Genomic DNA, 19,877 nt, shown 5'->3' on the forward strand with positions numbered 1-19,877 from the left:
AAGCAACACAAACAGCATGCCTGCGCTGCAAGCGCACCCCTATCGGCCCAATCCGCCAGCGCTTGCAATATTTGGCCTACAGGCAAAGGCCCCGCCCACTCAGGGTAGGCGGCCTCCAAACCACTCGCCCACCCCTTGGGCCATGCGCGCAAAGACCTGGTCCAGGCTGGGCGCATCGTGGCCAAACAGCGCATGGATGACAGTGGCATTCTCGAACAGGCCATGCACATAGGTACCCAGCACCTGCGGCGCCCCGCCCTGCCACAGCAGGCCGGGCAGCAGCTCCTGCGCGGGCTGGGCGGCGCCGGCCTGCATGTCGGGGCGCAGTTCGGTCTGGCCGTGGTGGATTTCATAACCCGTCACCACCAGGCCGCTCAAGGCCTGCCAGGGCGCCTGCACGGCAGGCAGCAGCAGGCGCGTGGGCTGCACATTCTTTTGCTGCGCAAACAACGTCACCAGCGGCAGCAGGCCCAGGCCGGCGGCATTGCCGTCCACGCCATGCAGATCGACGAGCGCCTCGCCCAGCATCTGCAGGCCGCCGCAAATGCCCAGCACCCGTTTGCCCGCCTGCGCATGGCGGGCGACAGCCGCATCCAGCCCCTGCTGGCGCATCCAGGCCAGATCGGCTGCGGTGGCCTTGCTGCCCGGCAGAATCACCCAGTCCGCATCGCTCAGCTGCGCGGGCGTGCGGGCCCAGACCACACGCACGCCTGGCAGTTGCAGCAGCGGCTGGAACTCGTCGAGGTTGCTGATGCGCGGGTAGGCGACGATGGCGATGCAGGTGTGCACCGGTTGCCCGGCACCACCACTGCCCCGGTCGTCAAACACGCCGTCTTCTTCGGGCAGGCCATGCTGGAACTGCATCGGAATGCAGGCCACCGTGGGCACACCAGTCATGTCTTGCAGCATCTGCGGCGCCGGCGCCAGCAAGGCCGCATCGCCCCGAAACTTGTTGAGCACAAAGCCCTGGATGAGGCTTTGCTCCTCGGGCGGCAGCAGCGCCCAGGTGCCGTAGAGGTGGGCAAAGGCCCCGCCCCGGTCGATATCGGCCACCAGCAGGCAATGCGCATCGCAGTGGCGCGCCACGCGCATATTGACCACGTCGCTGCGGTGCAGATTGATCTCGGCGGGCGACCCAGCTCCCTCGATCACCACCACATCGTTCTCGGCGCGCAGCGCATCGAGCGCCTGCGCGATCTGCGGCCACACCTGGAGGCTGCGGCCGCGCCAGGGCATTTTGGACAGCGCCTCGTCCACCTGGCCAAACAGCACCACCTGGCTGCGCGCGTCGGCCTCGGGCTTGAGCAACAACGGATTCATGCGCACATCGGGCACGGCGCCTGCGGCGAGCGCCTGCAGGTACTGGGCGGTGCCAATCTCGCCCCACTGGCCATCCGGCGTGGCCACCACGCGGGCGTTGTTGCTCATGTTCTGCGCCTTGAAGGGCGCCACCTTGTAGCCCTGGGCCCGGTACCAGGCGCACAGCGCCGTGGCCACCCAGCTTTTGCCCGCGCCACTGCTGGTGCCCAGCACCATGATGCAGCGCGCGCTCATCGCTGCACGCTGCCCAGCGGCAGCACCATGCGCGCCATGATGCGCTCCAGCGCCGAGCCCGCATCGGCGCACAGCCCCGTGTGCACGGGCGAAGTCTGGATCATGCTGCTGCGCTTGGCCGTCAGCCAGTGGAAGCGCGCGCGGTATGGCAGCTGGCCGATGGGCCCGGCCTCGGGCACGCCGGCGCAGATAGCGACAATGCTGCCCAGGTGGCGGTAGACGGCCTGCAGATCGACTTCTGGATCGAGCGCCAGCAGCCGCGCCTCATCGAGCGCCATCGCTGCCTGCAGATAGCCGCTGCGCTGGCAGGACACAATCACGCCGGCGTTGATGAACTCCTCCCGCTCGACCCGGGGCACCACGCGCACGATAGCGTAGTCATACACATCATGCGCGTGCATCGATGGCTCCTTGCAACCAGCGGCCACGCGCTTGCAGGCGGGCCAGAAAATAATTCACATAGGCGGCGCGGTGCGCCTGCGGATCGGCCAGCAGCGGGCTATTGCGGTCCTCGGCCGCCTTGGCTAAAAAGCAGTCGGGCACCGTGGCCAGAATGGCGCTCAGCACCGGCTCGGTCAGTTGTGCGGCCAGGGCCTCGTCCACCTCGGCCAGCTGGCTGGCCTGGGCCAGCAGCACATGGTCGGCAATCGGCGCAAAGGGCTTGGCCGGGTCGGCCACCGTGCCATCCCAGGCATGGTGGAAGGTCAGGGTCGCGCCGTGGTCAATCAGCCAGGGCTTGCGCTGCCACATCAGCATATTGGTGTTGCGGGCCGTGCGGTCCACATTGCTGACCAGCGCATCGAACCAGACCAGGCGCGAGGCGAAGTCAATGCTCACCGCATCGACGGCCGGGTCAAAATTGACCGAGCCGGGCAGGTAATCCAGCCCAACATTGAGGCCATCACTGGCCCGGATCAGGTCCTGGATCTCGGGGTCGGGCTCGGTTTGCGCGAGCTTGGCGTGCAGCAGGGCCAGCACCAGCTCGGGCAGCGGCAGGCCCAGCGCGCGGGCGATGCCGCCGCAAATGAGCTCGCCCATCAGCGCGCGCACGCCCTGACCAGCGCCCCGGAACTTGAGCACATACAGGCCCAGATCGTCCGCCTCGACGACGGCCGGCATTGAGCCGCCCTCGCGCAGCGGCGTCACATAGCGCTCGACCAAGACGGTGCGCAGTTGCAAAGTTTGTAAATCCATACCAAATGGTAGCGGTTGCCGCATGTCCTCGCTATGCATCTGCCAGCGACAGCCAGACCCGCGCCAGCGCCGCCTGCGCCACCGGCGCCATCACGCCCAGGCGCACATGGCCGGGCAGGCCAAAGCTGCGGGCATCGCGCAGCTTGATACCCTGGCTGCGCAGTGCTGCCAGGCGCGCGGGCAGGTCTGCCTGCGCCAGCGGCAGGCGCGCGACAAAGTAATTGGCCTGGTGGCCGGGCAGCACCGCCCAGCCCAGGCGCTCGCACAGCGCCAGCTGCCGGCCCTTCCAGTGGCGCAAGGTGTCCAGACTGCGGGCCAGCCAGGCCTGCACCTCGGGCGTCACCCAGGCCTGCAGCATGGCCACGCCATGGGCACCCACCACCCAGGAAGGCGCCAGCGCCCGCAGTGCATCAATCTGCGCCTGTGCCGTGTCCTCAGGTGCAATCGCATAGGCAGCGCGTACCCCCGTCATGCCCAGTGCCTTGTTGGGCGTCCACAGCTGCCACAGCGCGGCCATGTCGCGTGGCGGCGCAGGGCCCTCCAGCCACAGCGGCCGGTAGGCGCAATCGAGCACCAGGCCATGGTGGCTAGCGTCTGCAGGCAACGCTTGCCAAATATCTTCGGCACGGCCCAGTGGGCTGGAGGGCTCGCAGGCCCAGTGCAGGCCTTCGCCCCAAGCCGGATTGCGGGTGCTGCTGCGCAGGCCCCACACCTCCGCCGCCTGGGCATAGTCGCCATAGGAATAGCGGGGCAGGCTCACCTGCGTGGCACCCTGGCGCAGCGCATGCTGGGTCAGGCGGTGGATCAGCTCGCTGCTGCTCCCGCCAATGACCAAGCGCTCGGGATCCACCGCATGGAAGGCCGCCAGCTGCAGGCGCAGCGCCGTGTAGTGCGGGTCGGGGTACTGCGCCAGGTGCGCGGCCTGCAAGGCGGCCACCGCCTCCGGGCAGGGGCCGCAGGCATTGCGGTTGGTGGAAAAATCATGCGCCGGCACGCCCAAGGCGTCGGTGCCACCATGCTCGTTATCAGCCATGGGCCAATGCTCCTTGCGCCATCGAGGCGATTGCTATCTTTACCGCCAAACCCAGGGCCAGCAACAAGGCGCACAGTGCCTGTGCCCACACCACCCGGCCCGCCAGGGCCAGCGCCCGCTGCACATCCTGGGCCTGCGGCGGCCGGCCTTGCGGGTTGAGCTGGTACACACCGGGTTTGGACAGGTGCAGGCCCAGCGCCCGCGCCATCGCGCCCATGGGCCAGCCGCCATTGGGCGATGGCGTGACCGCCGCATCGCGCCGCAGGCCGGACCAGGACAGGCCGCCCGCCAACGCGGCCAGCCAGGCTGCGGTGATGCGGGCCGGCAGCCAGTTCAGCACATCATCGGCCCGTGCCGCCCATTTGCCCGCCCACTGCCAGTGGCGGCGCTGAGCGCCCTGGCCGCGCCAGCCTGGGTAGCCCCACATCGCATCGGCCGTGTTGGCCAACCGGTACAGCGCCGCACCCGGCAGGCCGGCGACGGCAAACCAGAACAGCGGCGCCAGCACCGAGTCGCTCAGGTTCTCGGCCAGCGTCTCGATCGCGCTCTCGCGCACTGTCGCTGCCTCGAGCTGTGCGGTATCGCGGCTCACCAGCCAGGACAGCCGGGCCCGGCCCGCGTCCAGCGATTCGCCGAGCGCGGCCTCCACCGCCAGCACCTCGCTGCGCAGCATGCGCCAGGACAGCAAGGGCTTGAGCAGCAGACCCGCCCCCAGTGCGCCCAGCCACCAGGGCGCCAACAGCAGCAGCCACTGCAGTGCCGCATACACCAGCCAGGCGCCCGCCGCCAGCATGCACCAGGCCAGCGCCGCCAGCACAAAGCGACCGTAAGCGCGCTCCAGCGCCTGGCGCGGCGCAATCCCCTGGCCCAGCATGCCCAGCAGCTGGCCCATATAGACAACAGGGTGCAGCCGCACTGGCGGCTCGCCCCAAAGCCGATCCACCAGCAAGGCCACCAAGACCGCCAGCAAGGCCGCCATCGGCGCCTGCCAGGGCACGGCAGGGCCAGCATCCGCCAAGGCCTGGACCAGTTGCAGCAGCGGGCTGCCACCGGCCAGTGCCAGCGACCACAGGCCGCCATCGCTCATGGCTGCGTCCCTTGGTTTGGCTGCCAGCACCCGTCCATCAGCATGTCCTGCAAGGGCGCGCGGCTGGCCCAGCGCTCTTGCTGCAGCATGGGCTCGGCATAAAAGGCCTCTACAGGGCCCAGGCACAACACGGCCAACGGATGCGCACCTGCGGGCATGGCCAGCAGCTGCGCCAGCGCCTGGGGTTCGAACAGCGATACCCAGCCCATCCCCAGCCCCTCGGCACGCGCCGCCAGCCACAGGTTCTGGATCGCGCAGGCGGTGCTGGCCACATCCATCTCGGGCAAGGTGCGGCGGCCAAACACATGGGCTTCGCGCCCCGGCGGCATGGCCACCACCAGCACCTCGGCCGCCTGCAGCACACCCTGCACCTTGAGCTGCATAAAGTCGGCCTCGCGCGCACCCAAGGCTTGGGCGGTGCGCAGCCGCTCCTCTTCAACCAGCGCATGGATGCGGCCGCGCATCTGCGCATCGCGCACCCGGATAAAGCGCCAGGGCTGCATAAAGCCAACGCTGGGCGCATGGTGCGCCGCCCGCAGCAGGCGCAGCAGGACGGCATCGTCCACCTGGCCGCCGGCAAAGTGGCGCATGTCGCGCCGCTCATGGATGGCGCGGTAGACGGCTGCGCGCTCAGCCTCGCTGAAGGCCGTGGCGGCAATCGTGGGGGCGCTGATGGGGGCGTGGGAGTTGATATCGCTCATGCCAGCAATCGGCTGCGGGGCCTCAGTCTTCAATGCCGCGCTGCGCCGGAATGCCGGCCTTGAACGCATGCTTGATCATCGTCATCTCGGTGACCGTGTCGGCCGCATCGATGATCTCCTGCGGGCAGCGCCGGCCGGTGATGCAGACATGCACCTCCTTGGGGCGCGCGGCCAGGGTGTCCAGCACCTCTTGCAAGGGCAGCCAGCCGTAGATCAGCGGGTAGGTGACCTCATCGAGCACCACCAGGAAATACTCACCCGAGAGGATGGCTGCCTTGGCCTTTTCCCAGCCTTCGCGCGCCAGCTGGCCGCTGTGCTCCAGATCGCGGCTCTTCCAGCTGAAGCCATCGCCCAGGCCTTCGACCGGCAGGCCCACCTGCTCAGACAGGCGGTGCTCGCCAAAACGCGCGGTCGGCACCTTCATGAACTGGTAGACCTTCACGGCCTTGCCCCGGCCCGTGGCGCGGAACGCCAGGCCAAAGGCCGCCGTGGTCTTGCCCTTGCCATCGCCGGTGTTGACGATCACCAGGCCACGGCGCTCGCCCTCGGGCTTTTCATAAGGCTTTTCGCTGGGTGGCGTTTCAATCTGCATCGGAAGTCTTTCGTTGAGTCGTTGTGTCTTTGGAAACGGGGCCAGGCCCGGCTTCACAGGGATTCAGCGCAGGCGCTCAGGGGCTTGCACTACAGTGGCGGTGCGCGGCAAGGCTATCCAGACGCCATCAATCGCTCGCACCTGGATGCGGTGGTCAAACACCGCCTCCAGTGCGGCATGCGTGGCCGGGTCGTCGCAGCGGCCCTGGTGCAGCACCCGGCCGGCCTGCAGCACCAGCATATGGTCGGCCAGCAGCGCCACTGATATCTCGTGGAGCACGCTGACCACGGTGATGCCCTGGGCGGTCAAGGCCCGCATGCTGTCCACCCAGTCGGTCTGGTGCGGTGGGTCCAGGTTGGCCAGCGGCTCATCCATCAGCAGTACCTGGGCTTGCACGGCCATGGCCCGGGCCAGCAGCACGCGCTGGCGCTCGCCGCCCGAGAGTTCGGCCACCGGCCGGTGGCGCCAGTCCCAGGCATGGGCTGCGCGCAGGCATTGCTCCACCACCGCATGGTCTTCGCGGCTGGGCGCTGCAAACCAGGGCTGGTGCGGCAGGCGGCCCAGCATGGCCACATCCATCACCGTCAGCTCTTGCGTCACCACCTCGCCCTGGCCCAGCCAGGCCAGCGCCTGGGCGCGCTGCTTGCGCGGCCAGCGCTGCAAATCCTTGCCCAGCAGTGCTACCTCGCCCTGCAGCTGTGCCGCCGGCCACAAACCGCCCAGCACCTTGAGCAGGCTGGATTTGCCCGCGCCATTGGGGCCGACAATGCTGGTCCAGCGGCCTTGGGCAAACTGGGCATTGACGCCTTGCAGAATCGGCCTTGCATGCACAGCGGCGTGGATATTGGTGGCGCTCAGCGCAGCAGAGTTCGGAGTTTGCATCACAGCCCCCCTGCCGACCGGGTGCTGCGGTGCATGCGCCAGAGCAGGTAAGTGCCGCCCAGCGCGGCGGTCAGCACGCCCACCGGCAGCTCCTGCGGGGCCACCAGCCAGCGCGCCAAGATATCGGCGGCCAGCAGCAGCACGCCACCCATCGCGGCAGCCAGCACGGTGCTGCGGCCATGGCCCACCTGCACCAGGCTGCGCACCAAGTGCGGGGCGGCCAGGCCGACAAAGGCGATCAGGCCAGTCTGCGCCACCGAGGTGCCGGTGGCCAGGGCCAGCACGGCCACCAGGCCATAGCGCAACGGGGCCAGTGGCAAGCCCAGGCTGGCGGCCGTCGCCTCGCCCAGGGTCAGGCCATCGAGCAGGCGGGCGCAGCACCAGGTGGCCAGCACGCAGACCAGCAGCACGCCGGCCATCAGCGCGCAGCCCTCCCAGCCGACAAAGGCCGAGGTGCCCAGGGTAAAGGCCTGCATCGCCTGCAGAATATCGGGGTGGCGCAGCTCCAGCAGATCACGCATGGCGCCCAGCACCACGCCCACGATCACGCCGGCCAGCAACAGGCGCAAGGTGTTTTGCACATTGCGCGCCAGCACCACCGTCAGCGCCACCGCGCAGGCGGCACCCACAAAGGCCATGCCGGTCATGCCCAGGCGGTAGAGCAGATTCAGGCTGGTGACGGACGAGCCCAGCAGCACCAGGCCCAATGCGCTGCCCAGCGAGGCGCCAGACGCACTGCCCAGCAAATAGGGATCGGCCAGCGGGTTGCGAAACAGGCCCTGAGCGACAGCCCCCGCCAGGCCCAGCAGGCCACCAGCCAGCCAGGCGCCCAGCGAGCGCGGCAGGCGGATATCGACGACGATCTGCCAGGAAGTCGGGTCGTCGCGCATGCGCAACACGCTCTCCCAACCGGTGCTACCGACGCTGGCGCCGACAAGCAGCAGCAAGGCGCTGAGCACCAGCAGCACCAGCGCCAGCCAGGCACTGCGGCGCAGGCCGGGCGCCGCCTCGCGCTGCGCTGCGGATGCGGGTGCTGAGGTGGGAAAAGCAGCCATCAGCGCGCCACCGCAGCCTTGCCCGGTGCCTTGTCGGCCAGGCAGCGCGCCATCAGCGCCGCCGCCTGGGCCATGCGCGGGCCTGGGCGCACGATCGCATACGACTCTTCATCCGTAAACACACAGACCCGCCCGGCCTTGACGGCCTGGAGGTTGTGCCAGCCCGGGTAGCTGGTGGCAGCCTGCATGCTGCGGTTGCCCAGCATGATCACATCCGGCTGGGCGCGCAGCAAAAACTCGGGACTCAGCCGGGGGAAGGGGCCCAGCTCAGCGGGCACGACATTGTCCACGCCCAGTTGGGTCAGGGTCTCGCCAATAAAGGACTGGGGGCCGGCCGCATAAGGGCCGCGGCTCACCTCAAAGTAGACCCGGGTATGGCGCGTGCGCTCGGGCAGGTCGCGCACCACCGCATCAATGCCCGATTCCAGCGCGTGCCAGACCCGGTCAGCGCCCTGCGCCTGGGGCACGCCCAGGAGCTGGCCCAGGGTGCCCAGCACGCGGTGGATATCGGCCTTGGACTTCACATCGAGCGCCACCACCTTCAGGCCCAGCGCCTGCAAGCGCTCTGCTGCCTTGGAGGCATCGGACAGCAGCACCACATCGGGCTTGAGCGCCACCACGGATTCAACGCTCGGGTCCAGACCGCCGCCCACCACCGGTAGTTTCTTGACCGAGGCGGGCCAGTCCGAATAGCGGTCCACCCCCACCAGGCGCTCACACAGTCCCAGCGCGCAGGTGCTCTCGGTGAGCGACGGCAGAAGACTCACGATGCGCTGCGGTGGTTGCGCCAGCTGGACCTTGCGGCCCCGGTCGTCGACGATGGCCACGGGAGCAACCAGGTCCTGGTCTTTCCAGACCGGCGCATTGGCAAAGGGTTGCAGGCGCAGTTCATCGACGCTGGCGGACGGCGCAGCTTGGGCCATCGGCAACGCGAGCATCAGCGCCACACGGGCCAGTGCCTGCCGCAAAAGGGGTCGGGGAGCCATCAACAAGGCCATCATTTCATCTGCAGCGGCAAGCCCGCTGCCATCAGTTGCACGCGGTTGCAGGCCGCTGCCGCTTGCTGGTTGAGCAGACCCAGCGCATCGACAAAGGCGCGCACCTCGCGGCCCATCGGAATGACACCCAGGCCAATCTCATTGCTGACCAAAATGACAGGCCCCGGTGCGGCCTGCAGGGCAGCGACAAAGGCATCGCACTGTACCTGCCAGGCTTGCGCAGGTGAAAGCGCTGGAGGCTCCATCGGCATCAACCAGTTGGTGAGCCACAGGGTCAGGCAGTCGACCACCAGCAGGTGTTCGGGCCGGCTGCTCGCCAGCAGCTGCTGGGCGACGTCGCGCGGCGCCTCCACGGTGGCCAGTTGCGGCACGCGGGCGCGGCGGTCACGCTGGTGGCGCGCAATGCGCTCGTGCATCTCGGCGTCATACGCGGTGCCGGTGGCGACCAGGCTGGCGCTGCGGCCGGCATCGGCCTGCAGCCAGGCGCGCGCCAGCAGCTCGGCCTGGCGTGATTTGCCCGATTTCTGCCCGCCCAGCAGCAAGAGCTTCAGCGGCGCTCCATCAACGTGGAAAAGAGAGTCATCCATGCCGCGCATCTTAGGCGTTCAACGCCTCACGGTGCCAGGCCTGCGGATTGACCACCGGCATGTCCACCCCCAGCAAGGCCGCTACGGCCTGCGGGCACGAGGGAAACCAGGCATGGAAATAGCTCGCATGGATGCTGCCCTGCTGGTAGACGGCTTCGCCCTTGCCGCTCTCGGCCGCCTGGCCCGGGCGGCTGCTGCGCGCCACTTCCAGGGCCTCACTCTGCAGCTTGGAATAGTGAAAGGTATGGCCGCGCAGCATGCCCCAGGGCGTCAGCAGCTGCTGCATGCCCAGACCCGCCAGGCGCTGGTGCATCACGGCCTGCGCTGGCAGCAAGCCCCACAAGCTGTGCCAGCGGCTGTCCAGGTCGGTCAGGCCCTCGGCCAGTGCCACCATGCCGCCGCATTCGGCCCAGACGGGCTTGCGCTGTTCCAGGTGCGCCTGCAGATCCAGCTGCAAGCCGGCATTGGCCTTGAGCGCGGGCAGGTGCAGCTCCGGGTAGCCGCCAGGCAGCCACAGCGCATCGCAGGCGGGCAGGCGGTCGCCTGCGATCGGCGAGAAAAAGGCCAGCTCGGCGCCCATGGCCTGCAGGCATTCCAGATTGGCGGTGTAGATAAAGCTGAAAGCGGCATCGCGGGCGACGGCAATGCGGCGCCCGGCCAGCCAGGCGGGCACCGGGGCGGCAACAGCAGGCGCGGTAAAGGCCACCGTCCAGCGCTGCTGCCACTCTTGCCAGCTCAGCTGGCCCAGCGGCGTTAGCGCCAGCACGTCGGCGGCGGCATCCAGGCGCTCGGCAGCGTCGTGCAGCTCATGGGCTGCCACCAGGCCCAGGTGGCGCTCGGGCAGCAGGTTGGCGCGCGGTTTCGCAGCATCGAGGCTCACCTGGTGCATCGCGCCCAGCCACAGTGCCGGGTCGCGCAGGCCGCTGCGCAGCAGCTCACCATGGTGGGCAGTGGCCACGCGGTTGGCCAGCACACCGGCCAGCTGCAGGCCTGGGTCATAGTGCTGCAGGCCATGGGCAATGGCGCCAAAGGTAGCGGCCATGGCCGATGCATCGACCACCACCACAGCGGAGATGCCCAGCGACTTGGCCAGCTCGGCCGCGCTGTTGGCACCATCGAACAGGCCCATCACGCCTTCGATCAGCAGCACATCGTTGCTTTGCGCGGCCTGAAACAGGCGTGCGCGCACATCCACTTCACCGTTCATCCAGCGATCCAGCGCATGCACGGGCTGGCCGCTGGCCAGGCGCAGCCACTGCGGATCGAGAAAATCCGGGCCGCATTTGAACACCTGGACCCGCCGGCCCTGGCGGGCATGCAGGCGCGCCAAGGCTGCCGTCACCGTGGTCTTGCCCTGGCCCGATGCGGGCGCCGCAATCAGCAGTGCCACGCAAGCGGCCGTTGGGCGGTCCTGAACCGTCGTCTCTGTCATGGCTGGCTTATCCCCTCTGCGCTCAGCGCGGCATCCACTTCACACCCACATACACGCTGCGACCTTCGGTGGCATAGGTGCGTGCGGTCTGGTAGCGCTTGTCGGCCAGGTTGTTGATACGGGCGATCAGGTTCACATCCTTGGCCACCTCGGTCTGCGCCGACAGGTTGAACAAGGTGTAGCCGCCCAGCACATTGGTGTTGGCGGCATTGTCAAAGCGCTTGGCGCTGGTCTGCAGGTCGGCCGCCCAGGTCCAACCGGCTGCACGCGTCTCGGCGCCCAGGGTGGCATAGCGCTTGGCGCGGCGCGCCAGCAGCTTGTCGTTTTCGGTATCGCGCGGGTTCTGGAAGTCGACCGAACCATGCAGGTTGAACGCGCCCAGCTTGGTCGTGGCCGCCAAGGTAATGCCTTCCAGGCGTGCCTTGCCCACATTGGCATAGCAGCCGAATTCGCTGTCGCAACTGCCGGGCGACGAGAAGTTGATCAGGTTGGTGACCCGGTTGCGGTAGGCCGTGGCCGAGAAGCTGTCGGCACCCTGCGCCCAGCGCAGGCCCAGCTCGGCATTGCGGCTTTTCTCGGGCTGCAGCGATGCGTCGCCGTATTCGCTAAAGCGCTGGTAGAGCGTGGGCGCGCGAAAGGCCGTGCCCACTGTCGCGGTGGCGCGCCAGTTGGTTGCAAAGGCATAGCCATAGGCAGCGCTGCCGGTGGTCTTGCCGCCGAACTCGCTGTCGTCATCCCGGCGCAGGTTCAGCTGCACCGTGTGCGGGCCGGTGTTCAGGCCATAGCCCAGCGCCAGCGCATTCTGGTGGCGGTCGCGGTCAATGCCGCCATTCGTCAGCGCGTCGTCACGCCGCTCCAGTGCGGCCGTCAAGGTGTGGACGCCCAGGCGCCAGGTATTTTGGAACAGGTAGTTATGCAGGCGCGTGTCCGTCTGGTAGGGCGAGGGCCGGGTCTCGTAATAGTCGCGCGACTGGCTGAACTGCAGCTTGGTACTGTAGTGCTCGGTCCACTGCGCCTGCCAGTTCAGGCCCAGCGCATACATCTTGTTGAGGCTGCGGTCGTCCTCGGTCAGGCTGCTGTCGTAGCCCGAGTTCACATCGCTGGCCAGCAAGGTGGCTTCGAGCCGGTGCTGGCCGTTGAGCTGGTAGCCCAGGCGGCCGCTGACCGCATTGCTGCGGTAGTCGTCCTTGTCTGGGTTGGCGGTGGCCACGGTGCGGGCATTGAAGCCATCGGTCTGCGAGCGGTTCAGACCCAGCGCGTAATCCCAGCCGTCGGCGCTGCCGGAGATACCGGCCTCGGCCGTGAACGTGCCCCGGTTGCCAAAGCCCAGGCCGACATAGGGCTGGGGCGTGCCCTCACCTTTCTTGGTGAAGATCTGCACTACGCCGCCCATCGCGTCCGAGCCGTAGACGGCAGCGGCCGGGCCGCGCAGCACTTCGATGCGATCGATCAGCGCCAGCGGAATCGATTGCCAGGAGGCGCCGCCGGTCGATTGCGAATCCATGCGCACGCCATCAACATAGACAGCGGTAAAGCGCGAATCGGCGCCGCGCATGAACACGCTGGTCGTCGTGCCCGGCCCGCCGTTGCGCGAAATCTGGATGCCCGGCACGCGCGCCAGCACATCGGCCACGCTGCCCGGGCCCTGGCGCTCGATGGTCTGCGCATCGATGATGGACATGTCGGCCACCAGATCGGACAGCGGCTGCTCGATGCGGTTGGCGGTCACCACCATCTCTTGCAGGTTTTTACCCTCTGTTTCCAGGGCGGCTGGGGCCTGCTGCGCCTGTGCTGGCAGCGCAAACAGGGGCAGCGCCGCTGCGATGGCCAAGGCCAAAAAACGGGGGGTATGGAGGGTGCGCGAGCGGGGCGCAAGCGCGGGACGCGCGCAGGGGCGTGTCGAAAAAGCAGAGGAAAACATGCACTGAGTTGGTGATGAACCACCCCGCGCCAGCCTCCCCGCCGGCAATGGGGAACACGGAAGCCGCGGCAAGGCCTCAGCCACGCGCCTCCACTATTGTTGGCCGGTATCCGGGCTGGCGATGACACAGCACACGCCTTCCCAAACACTTGTTCAAGGTATTCAGTGGCATAGTGGTGGCTGTGGATGGCGCAAAAGCCAACCATCGCTTACCGTTGCGGGGGCAGCGCAGGTTGCGTAAGGCTTGTAGGGCACAAGCGGCGCTCCTGCTTCCCGTTGAACTGCCCCCATGTGAACCACTGGGGCGAGCACCAACGGGTACAATTTTAGCGTTAAACCCATTGCGCACTTAAGAAGACTGTCTCTCTATGGCCACTACGCCTTCTATGGATCTGATGCTTGAGCGGGTGGAGGCACTGCTGAGCCGTCATGAGGCTTTGCAACGCGCCCACGCCCAATTGCAAGAGCAAGTCACCACCCTGACCCAGGAGCGCGACTCCCTCCAATCGCGCCTGACAGCGGCCCGCGCCCGCGTGGATGCACTGATCGAACGCCTGCCCAAGACCTTTGACCAGGACGAATGATGAAACAGCTGGAAGTACACATCATGCAGCAAAGCTATATGCTGGGCTGCCCCGAAGGCCAGGAAGCACGTCTGCTGGCTGCCGTCAAGCATGTCGATGAGGCCATGAGCGGCATCCGCGACGCGGGCAAGATCCGTGGCCGCGAGCGCATCGCTGTGCTGGCGGCCCTCAATGTCGCTTTTGACCTGCTTGATTTGCAAGTGCAAAACAGCCAGCTCAGCCAGACCGCAGACGCCCTGCAGGCGCAAGCTGCTGCGCAGTCTGCCGCGATGGTTGAGGTCCAGGCCCAGACCGCCCCTGGGGACCAGGCGAGCCTGGACTGGGATGCGCCCCGTGTGCAGTCGGTGATGCAACGGCTGGACGCGGCGCTGGCGCCGGCCCCCGCGCAACCGGCCGACACCCTGGGCACCAGCGCTTGAGGCACTGCCGCGAGCAGGCGCCAACACCAGATTGCCGCGCCATGCAATGCCTGGCTGCAAAATATCACGCCACCCATTGCTCAATCTGGCTAACCAGCTATCTTTTTTGACCAATCCAGGCACATTGAATTGCAGTTTTGGTGGGTGCGGCAGGCGCGAGCGATTACAATGAAAGCGTTCGCAGCCCTGCTGGACTTTATAGTTCCTTGAACCAATGCTCTACGAGCACGGGCTTGGTACATTACCTATTGAGCGTGATCGTCTCGCGTCAGATGAACCCAACGATAGGTTGCCCTCGCCCACCTGAACCCCCGGTTCAGGATGACGGTCCAGTGGATCCGCTGCGAACACCTGATTTTTTCGGGCAGGCTCCGCCCAACCTGTCTTCTCCTCTCCGCGACAGCGGGGTTTCAGGCCACCTGTTTCAGGTGGCCTTTTTACTGCGCGCCATGACTGATCCTCTTGTTTTGCTGCCGCTGTCGTTTCTGGGCCTGATCGGCGGTTTTCTGGCGGGCCTGCTGGGCATTGGCGGCGGCATGGTGCTGGTGCCCTTCATCACCTACATCCTGGGCACCCAGGGCGTGGCGCCGGAGCTGGCGATCAAGATGGCGATTGCCACCTCGATGGCGACCATCGTCTTCACCTCGATGTCCAGCGTGCGCGCCCACCACCAGCATGGCGCGGTGCGCTGGGACCTTGTCAAACGCCTGGCCCCGGGCATTGTGCTGGGCGGCCTGCTGGCCAGCCTGGGTATTTTTGCGGTGCTCAAGGGCAGCTACCTGGGTTTGTTTTTTGGCCTGTTCATTGGCTACTCGGCACTGCGCATGTTCCGCAAGCCCAACAGCCAGGCCATGCGCGCCATGCCGGGCACGGCCGGCCAGCTGGCTGCGGGTGGCGTGATCGGCTGCCTCTCGGGCCTGGTGGGCGCGGGCGGCGCCTTCATCAGCGTGCCTTTCATGACTTGGTGCAGCGTGCCGATGCACAACGCGGTAGCCACGAGCTCGGCGCTGGGCTTTCCGATTGCGGTCACCAATGTCATCGGCTTCATGGTGGCCGGCCTGCACCTGCAGGGGCTGCCACCGCATTCGCTGGGTTATATCTGGCTGCCCGGCCTGGCCGCCATTGCCACCTGCAGCGTGCTGACCGCGCCGCTGGGCGCCCGCGCCGCGCACCGGCTGCCGGTGGGCCAGCTCAAGAAGATCTTTGGCGGCATCTTGCTGTGCCTGGCGCTCTACATGCTCTACAAGAGCCTGGCGGCCTGGCAGGGCTGAGGCCTGCCCACGCCCTGCCCTCAGATAATCCGCGAGAAGCGCGCCCGGTTGCGGTCGGCCTGCAGGTTCTTGTCAAACACCATGGCGACGCCACGCACAAAGTACCAGCCCAGCTCGGTCACATTGATCGATTCGTCGCTCAGCTGCACCAGGCCCTGCTCCTGCAGCTCACGCAGCTGGGCCAGCTCGGCGGCAAAGTACTGCGCAAAATCAATCAGCCAGGCCTGCTCCAGCGATTCAATGGCCAGGCACCCCTGGCACATCAGGCCCATGATCACCGTGCGGCGCAGCAGGTCGTCGCGCGTCAGTGCCAGCCCACGCACCACGGGAATCTGGCCCTGGTCGATCAGGTCGTAGTACTCCTCCAGGGTCTTGGCATTTTGGCTGTAGGTGGCGCCAATGCGTCCGATGGCTGACACGCCCAGCGCCATCAGATCGCAATCGGGCTGGGTGCTGTAGCCCTGAAAGTTGCGGTGCAGGCGGCCCTGGCGCTTGGCCACCGCCAAGGCATCGTCGGGCAAGGCGAAATGGTCCATGCCCACATACACATAACCGGCGGCTTCCAGCGCCGCCAGGGCCTGGGCCAGCATCGCCAGCTTGTCGGCGGGGCTGGGCAGGTCCTGGGCCTGGATGCGGCGCTGGGGCTTGAAGCGCTCGGGCAGGTGCGCATAGGCATACAGCGCAATGCGGTCGGGCCGCAGCGCGTTGACCTGCTCCATGGTGCGCACAAAGCTGGCCGGGCTTTGTTGGGGCAGACCATAGATCAAATCGATATTGATGGATTCAAAGCCGATAGCGCGCGCCTGCTCGACCAAGGCAAACACCTGGTCAGCGGGCTGCTCGCGGTGCACCGCCTGTTGCACCAGCGGGTCAAAGTCCTGCACGCCAAAGCTCAGCCGGTTGAAGCCGAGCCGGTACAGGTGCTGCAGGCGCTCGCCGCTCACAGTGCGCGGGTCGACCTCGATCGCGTACTCGCCACCGGGCTGCAGATGAAAACGCTCTTTGACCATATCCATCAGGCGGCTGAGGCCGGCATCGGTCAGGAAGGTGGGCGAGCCCCCACCCAGGTGCAGTTGGCTGATGGTCGGGCGGGCGCTGACATGGGCCAGTTGCAGGTCCAGCTCGCGCTCGAGGTAATCCAGGTATTCGTCGGCCCGCTCGGCGTGCTTGGTGATGATCTTGTTGCAGGCGCAGTAGTAGCACAGCGAGGCGCAGAACGGCACATGCACATACAAGGACAGCGGCGACAGCCGGCCCGCCAGACCGGTGCCGCGTTGCGCCAGCGCCAGCTTGTACTCATTCGCAGCAAAGGCTTCAACAAATCGGTCTGCGGTAGGATACGAGGTGTAACGGGGGCCGGGAACATCAAAACGGCACAGCAGTTCAGGGGTCAGGGAAATCATGGTTCTTCTTCCTAGCGGACGCCCCAATGTGCCCCAAGGCCTGCCACGCGTCCTTGATGTACATCAAGAAGCCTCTGGGCGCCAGCACGCACAATAGGCCCATCCAAGGAACGTCGTTCCTATCTGAATAGTTGTTCACGGGTATTGATACATGACATCCAACTCCATCAAAGTAGCGTGCTCCAGCTGCAATTTGCGCGAGCTGTGCATGCCCGTGGGACTGTCGGCCGAACAGATGGAGCGCATCGACGAGATCGTCGCCACCCGGCGCAAGATCAAGCGCGGCAGCGCGCTGTTCCGCAACGGTGAGACCTTCACCTCCTTGTATGCGATACGCACCGGTTTCTTCAAGACCAGCATCGCCACCGAAGACGGGCGCGACCAGGTCACCGGCTTCCAGATGGCGGGTGAGATCATCGGCCTGGACGGCATCGTCAACGACCGCCATTCCTGCGACGCGATTGCGCTCGAAGATGCCGAGGTCTGCGTGATGCCCTACTCCTCGCTCGAAGACCTGTCGCGCGAGGTGACCGCCTTGCAGCACCATGTGCACAAGGTCATGAGCCGAGAGATCGTGCGCGAGCATGGCGTCATGCTGCTGCTGGGCAGCATGCGCGCCGAAGAGCGCCTGGCCGCCTTCTTGCTGAACCTGGTGCAGCGCTTGCATGCCCGGGGCTTTTCGCAGCATGAGCTGATCCTGCGCATGACGCGCGAGGAAATCGGCAGCTACCTGGGCCTCAAGCTCGAGACCGTCAGCCGCACCTTCTCCAAGTTTGCCGAGGAGAACATCATCGAGGTCAAGCAGCGCCATGTGCGCATTCTGGACACCGACAAGCTCCAGGGCCTGATCAACACCCAGGCCTGCTCGGCTTAAGACCCTGTTCCAAGTCGCTCCGCCAGCGGATACAAACGCGGTCTGATCCGACATCCGCTCAAGCCGCAAGCGGCGATGCTCTGAGTTGCATCCACGGCAAGGCTGCCACCCACAGCCCTGCCCCATGTCTGACCTGAAAGGAGCCTGCCATGTACCAACATATCCTGCTTGCCACCGATGGCTCTGAGCTGTCCGAGAAGGCCGTGCGCCACGCACTGGCGCTGGCCAAGCTGAGCCATGCCACGGTGACTGCCGTCAACATCTCGCCCAACTACCCGCGCAGCTACTTCGAAGGCAGCACCATGCAAAACCCCGATGACATTGCGCGCATCGAGGATGGCTGGGAACGCGCAGCGCAAGGCATTGTCGATAAGGTGGTGGCCGAAGGCGCCGCGACCGGCGTGCCCATCAAGACCCTGGTGATCAAGTCCGACATGATTGCCGAGGCGCTGCTGGAGACGGCGAAGAAGGAAAACTGCGACCTGATCGTCATGGCATCGCACGGCTACCGGGGCTTGAAGCGCCTGCTGCTGGGCAGCGAAACACAGCATGTACTGACCCATGCCACGATACCGGTGCTGGTACTGCGCTGATCGCCGTATAACCGCATCATCCCCATAGCAAACCCTCGCCTGCGGCAGCTTCTGAGCGGCCACAGCGCGAGGGTTTTGTCATGGCGGCGCATGCCGCCTCCATAGGCGCATCAGCCCTTGAACAGGTCCTGGTACTGGTCGCGCAGCAGGTTCTTTTGCACCTTGCCCATGGTGTTGCGTGGCAGCTCGCCCACGACAAAGCAGCGCTTGGGAATCTTGAAATTGGCCAGCTGCTTTTTCAAGGTCGCAATGATGCCGTCGGCATCGAGCGGTTGGCCCGCCTTGGCAATGACCACCGCCACACCCACTTCGCCAAAATCGGGATGCGGCACGCCGACCAGCGCGCTTTCCGCGACGCCCGGCAGTTCGTTGATGAAGCCCTCGATCTCGGCCGGGTAGACGTTGTAGCCGCCGGAGATGATCAGGTCCTTGCTGCGGCCGACGATGGTCACATAGCCGCGCGCATCGATCTTGCCTACGTCGCCGGTCTTGAACCAGCCGTCGGCAGTGAACTCCTGCGCGGTCTTCTCGGGCATGCGCCAGTAGCCGCTGAACACATTGGGGCCTTGCACCTGGATATGGCCGATCTCGTCGGCGCCCAGCGCCTGGCCGTCATCGCCCTGCACCCGCACGCCCACACCCGGCAGCGCAAAGCCCACCGTGCCGCCCCGGCGCTCGTCCTGGCCGCCATGGCGGGCATCGGCCTGGTAGGGGTTGGAGACCAGCATGATGGTCTCGCTCATGCCATAGCGCTCCAGGATGGTGTGGCCGGTGCGAGTCTGCCAGTCGCGGAAGGTCTCGATCAGCAACGGCGCCGAGCCGGAGATGAACAGACGCATGTGCTGGGCCGCTGCCTTGGTCAGGCCCGGCTCGGCCAGCAGGCGCACATACAAGGTCGGCACGCCCATGAAGACCGTCGCCCGCGCCATCGCGGCAATCACCGCCTTGGGCTCGAACTTGGCAAACCAGATCATCTTGCTGCCATTGAGCAAGGCCGCATGGATCGCGACAAACAGGCCATGCACATGGAAGATCGGCAGCGCATGGATCAGCACATCGCCCTTTTTCCAGCCCCAGTAGTCCTTGAGCATGACGGCATTGCTCAGCAGGTTGCCGTGGCTGAGCATCGCACCCTTGCTGCGCCCAGTGGTGCCACTGGTGTAGAGGATGGCGGCCATGTCGTCGGCAGATTTCTGCGCAGGCGTGTGTGCATCGGCGCAGTGCACCGCACGCTCCAGCAAGGTTCCGCTGCGGTCATCGCCCAGGGTGAACACGCTTTGCGTGCCGCACTGGAAGGCGATCTTGGAGACCCAGCCAAAGTTGGCCGGTGAGCAGACCACAACGGCCGGCTCGGCATTGGTGACAAAGTACTCGATCTCGGCGCTTTGGTAGGCGGTGTTGAGCGGTAGAAACACATGGCCGGCACGCAAGGTGGCCAGGTATAGCGCCATCGCTTCGACCGACTTTTCCACCTGCACCGCCACGCGGCTGCCGGAAGGAATATTCAGCGAATCGAGCAGGTTGGCGATGCGCGCGCTCATGCGGTCCAGATCGCGCCAGCTGTAGTTCAGCGGCTCACCGCTGGCCGACGTGGTCTCCACGGCGATGGCATCGAGGTCCTCAGGAAAGGCCGCGCGCAGGGCGCAGAACAGGTTGTCGTTGGTCATGTTTGTCTACTTGGTTGGTGGTTTCCTTGG

Annotated in this window: 20 protein-coding genes and 1 riboswitch; of the genes, 5 read left to right on the forward strand and 15 right to left on the reverse strand. The window is 66.4% G+C overall.

The window, feature by feature from the left end:
• Positions 1-99 precede the first annotated feature (99 nt).
• The 13 genes from F0Q04_RS19105 to F0Q04_RS19165 all read right to left on the reverse strand — a co-directional run bounded on the left by F0Q04_RS19105 (position 100) and on the right by F0Q04_RS19165 (position 13,036).
• A complete protein-coding gene (locus tag F0Q04_RS19105) occupies positions 100-1,554 on the reverse strand; it encodes a cobyric acid synthase (protein WP_116925843.1) in 1,455 nt (484 codons plus the stop codon).
• Positions 1,551-1,955, reverse strand: coding sequence for a DUF3037 domain-containing protein (locus tag F0Q04_RS19110; RefSeq protein WP_116925842.1), 405 nt, complete (start codon positions 1,953-1,955; stop codon positions 1,551-1,553). Before F0Q04_RS19110 ends, F0Q04_RS19105 begins: the two co-directional genes overlap by 4 nt.
• Positions 1,942-2,727, reverse strand: coding sequence for a HipA family kinase (locus tag F0Q04_RS19115; RefSeq protein WP_116925996.1), 786 nt, complete (start codon positions 2,725-2,727; stop codon positions 1,942-1,944). The genes F0Q04_RS19110 and F0Q04_RS19115 overlap by 14 nt, the downstream gene beginning before the upstream one ends.
• Before the next feature lie 52 nt (positions 2,728-2,779).
• Entirely contained in the window at positions 2,780-3,781 is a 1,002-nt protein-coding gene (locus F0Q04_RS19120; RefSeq protein ID WP_116925841.1) for an aminotransferase class I/II-fold pyridoxal phosphate-dependent enzyme, read from the reverse strand.
• A complete protein-coding gene (gene cbiB, locus F0Q04_RS19125) occupies positions 3,774-4,868 on the reverse strand; it encodes an adenosylcobinamide-phosphate synthase CbiB (RefSeq protein ID WP_116925840.1) in 1,095 nt (364 codons plus the stop codon). Before cbiB ends, F0Q04_RS19120 begins: the two co-directional genes overlap by 8 nt.
• Positions 4,865-5,569, reverse strand: coding sequence for a 5,6-dimethylbenzimidazole synthase (gene bluB / locus F0Q04_RS19130; RefSeq protein ID WP_116925839.1), 705 nt, complete (start codon positions 5,567-5,569; stop codon positions 4,865-4,867). Before bluB ends, cbiB begins: the two co-directional genes overlap by 4 nt.
• A 22-nt stretch (positions 5,570-5,591) precedes the next feature.
• A complete protein-coding gene (gene cobO / locus F0Q04_RS19135) occupies positions 5,592-6,161 on the reverse strand; it encodes a cob(I)yrinic acid a,c-diamide adenosyltransferase (RefSeq protein WP_116925838.1) in 570 nt (189 codons plus the stop codon).
• Positions 6,162-6,224: 63 nt separating this feature from the next.
• On the reverse strand, positions 6,225-7,043 hold the full coding sequence (locus F0Q04_RS19140; RefSeq protein WP_116925837.1) for an ABC transporter ATP-binding protein: 819 nt from the start codon (positions 7,041-7,043) through the stop codon (positions 6,225-6,227).
• On the reverse strand, positions 7,043-8,020 hold the full coding sequence (locus F0Q04_RS19145) for an iron ABC transporter permease (RefSeq protein ID WP_313900091.1): 978 nt from the start codon (positions 8,018-8,020) through the stop codon (positions 7,043-7,045). The genes F0Q04_RS19140 and F0Q04_RS19145 overlap by 1 nt, the downstream gene beginning before the upstream one ends.
• Before the next feature lie 77 nt (positions 8,021-8,097).
• The gene (locus tag F0Q04_RS19150) at positions 8,098-9,084 is read right to left on the reverse strand and encodes an ABC transporter substrate-binding protein (RefSeq protein WP_232539406.1); all 987 of its coding nucleotides are present in this window, start codon (positions 9,082-9,084) and stop codon (positions 8,098-8,100) included.
• Between the two features lie 11 nt (positions 9,085-9,095).
• On the reverse strand, positions 9,096-9,683 hold the full coding sequence (locus F0Q04_RS19155) for a bifunctional adenosylcobinamide kinase/adenosylcobinamide-phosphate guanylyltransferase (protein ID WP_116925994.1): 588 nt from the start codon (positions 9,681-9,683) through the stop codon (positions 9,096-9,098).
• A gap of 10 nt (positions 9,684-9,693) precedes the next feature.
• Positions 9,694-11,115 (reverse strand): cobyrinate a,c-diamide synthase, encoded by a 1,422-nt coding sequence (locus F0Q04_RS19160; protein WP_182342951.1) that lies wholly within the window; start codon positions 11,113-11,115, stop codon positions 9,694-9,696.
• A 22-nt stretch (positions 11,116-11,137) separates the two neighbouring features.
• The gene (locus F0Q04_RS19165) at positions 11,138-13,036 is read right to left on the reverse strand and encodes a TonB-dependent receptor domain-containing protein (protein WP_182342954.1); all 1,899 of its coding nucleotides are present in this window, start codon (positions 13,034-13,036) and stop codon (positions 11,138-11,140) included.
• An 83-nt stretch (positions 13,037-13,119) separates the two neighbouring features.
• Positions 13,120-13,367, reverse strand: a riboswitch (cobalamin riboswitch).
• 37 nt (positions 13,368-13,404) lie between these two features.
• On the opposite strand from F0Q04_RS19165, the gene F0Q04_RS19170 reads away from it, so the two are divergent.
• The 3 genes from F0Q04_RS19170 (at position 13,405) to F0Q04_RS19180 (ending at position 15,310) form a co-directional block, all read left to right on the forward strand.
• On the forward strand, positions 13,405-13,620 hold the full coding sequence (locus tag F0Q04_RS19170; protein ID WP_021027064.1) for a hypothetical protein: 216 nt from the start codon (positions 13,405-13,407) through the stop codon (positions 13,618-13,620).
• On the forward strand, positions 13,620-14,039 hold the full coding sequence (locus F0Q04_RS19175) for a cell division protein ZapA (protein ID WP_116925833.1): 420 nt from the start codon (positions 13,620-13,622) through the stop codon (positions 14,037-14,039). Before F0Q04_RS19170 ends, F0Q04_RS19175 begins: the two co-directional genes overlap by 1 nt.
• A gap of 449 nt (positions 14,040-14,488) precedes the next feature.
• Positions 14,489-15,310: a sulfite exporter TauE/SafE family protein gene (locus tag F0Q04_RS19180; RefSeq protein WP_116925832.1), complete on the forward strand. Its 822-nt coding sequence runs from the start codon at positions 14,489-14,491 to the stop codon at positions 15,308-15,310.
• A gap of 20 nt (positions 15,311-15,330) precedes the next feature.
• Here the strand turns inward: F0Q04_RS19180 and hemN are convergent, their stop codons facing one another.
• Complete coding sequence (hemN, locus tag F0Q04_RS19185) at positions 15,331-16,713, reverse strand: oxygen-independent coproporphyrinogen III oxidase (RefSeq protein WP_182342957.1); 1,383 nt, start codon at positions 16,711-16,713, stop codon at positions 15,331-15,333.
• A gap of 151 nt (positions 16,714-16,864) precedes the next feature.
• On the opposite strand from hemN, the gene fnr reads away from it, so the two are divergent.
• Both fnr and F0Q04_RS19195 read left to right on the forward strand, forming a co-directional pair.
• Positions 16,865-17,587: a fumarate/nitrate reduction transcriptional regulator Fnr gene (fnr, locus tag F0Q04_RS19190; RefSeq protein ID WP_116925830.1), complete on the forward strand. Its 723-nt coding sequence runs from the start codon at positions 16,865-16,867 to the stop codon at positions 17,585-17,587.
• Positions 17,588-17,736: 149 nt separating this feature from the next.
• On the forward strand, positions 17,737-18,180 hold the full coding sequence (locus F0Q04_RS19195; RefSeq protein ID WP_021027068.1) for a universal stress protein: 444 nt from the start codon (positions 17,737-17,739) through the stop codon (positions 18,178-18,180).
• A gap of 110 nt (positions 18,181-18,290) precedes the next feature.
• Here the strand turns inward: F0Q04_RS19195 and F0Q04_RS19200 are convergent, their stop codons facing one another.
• Complete coding sequence (locus tag F0Q04_RS19200; protein WP_116925829.1) at positions 18,291-19,847, reverse strand: malonate--CoA ligase; 1,557 nt, start codon at positions 19,845-19,847, stop codon at positions 18,291-18,293.
• Between the last annotated feature and the right edge of the window lie 30 nt (positions 19,848-19,877).

It is taken from the genome of Comamonas koreensis, from assembly GCF_014076495.1.
Classification (GTDB): Bacteria; Pseudomonadota; Gammaproteobacteria; order Burkholderiales; family Burkholderiaceae_C; genus Comamonas; species Comamonas squillarum.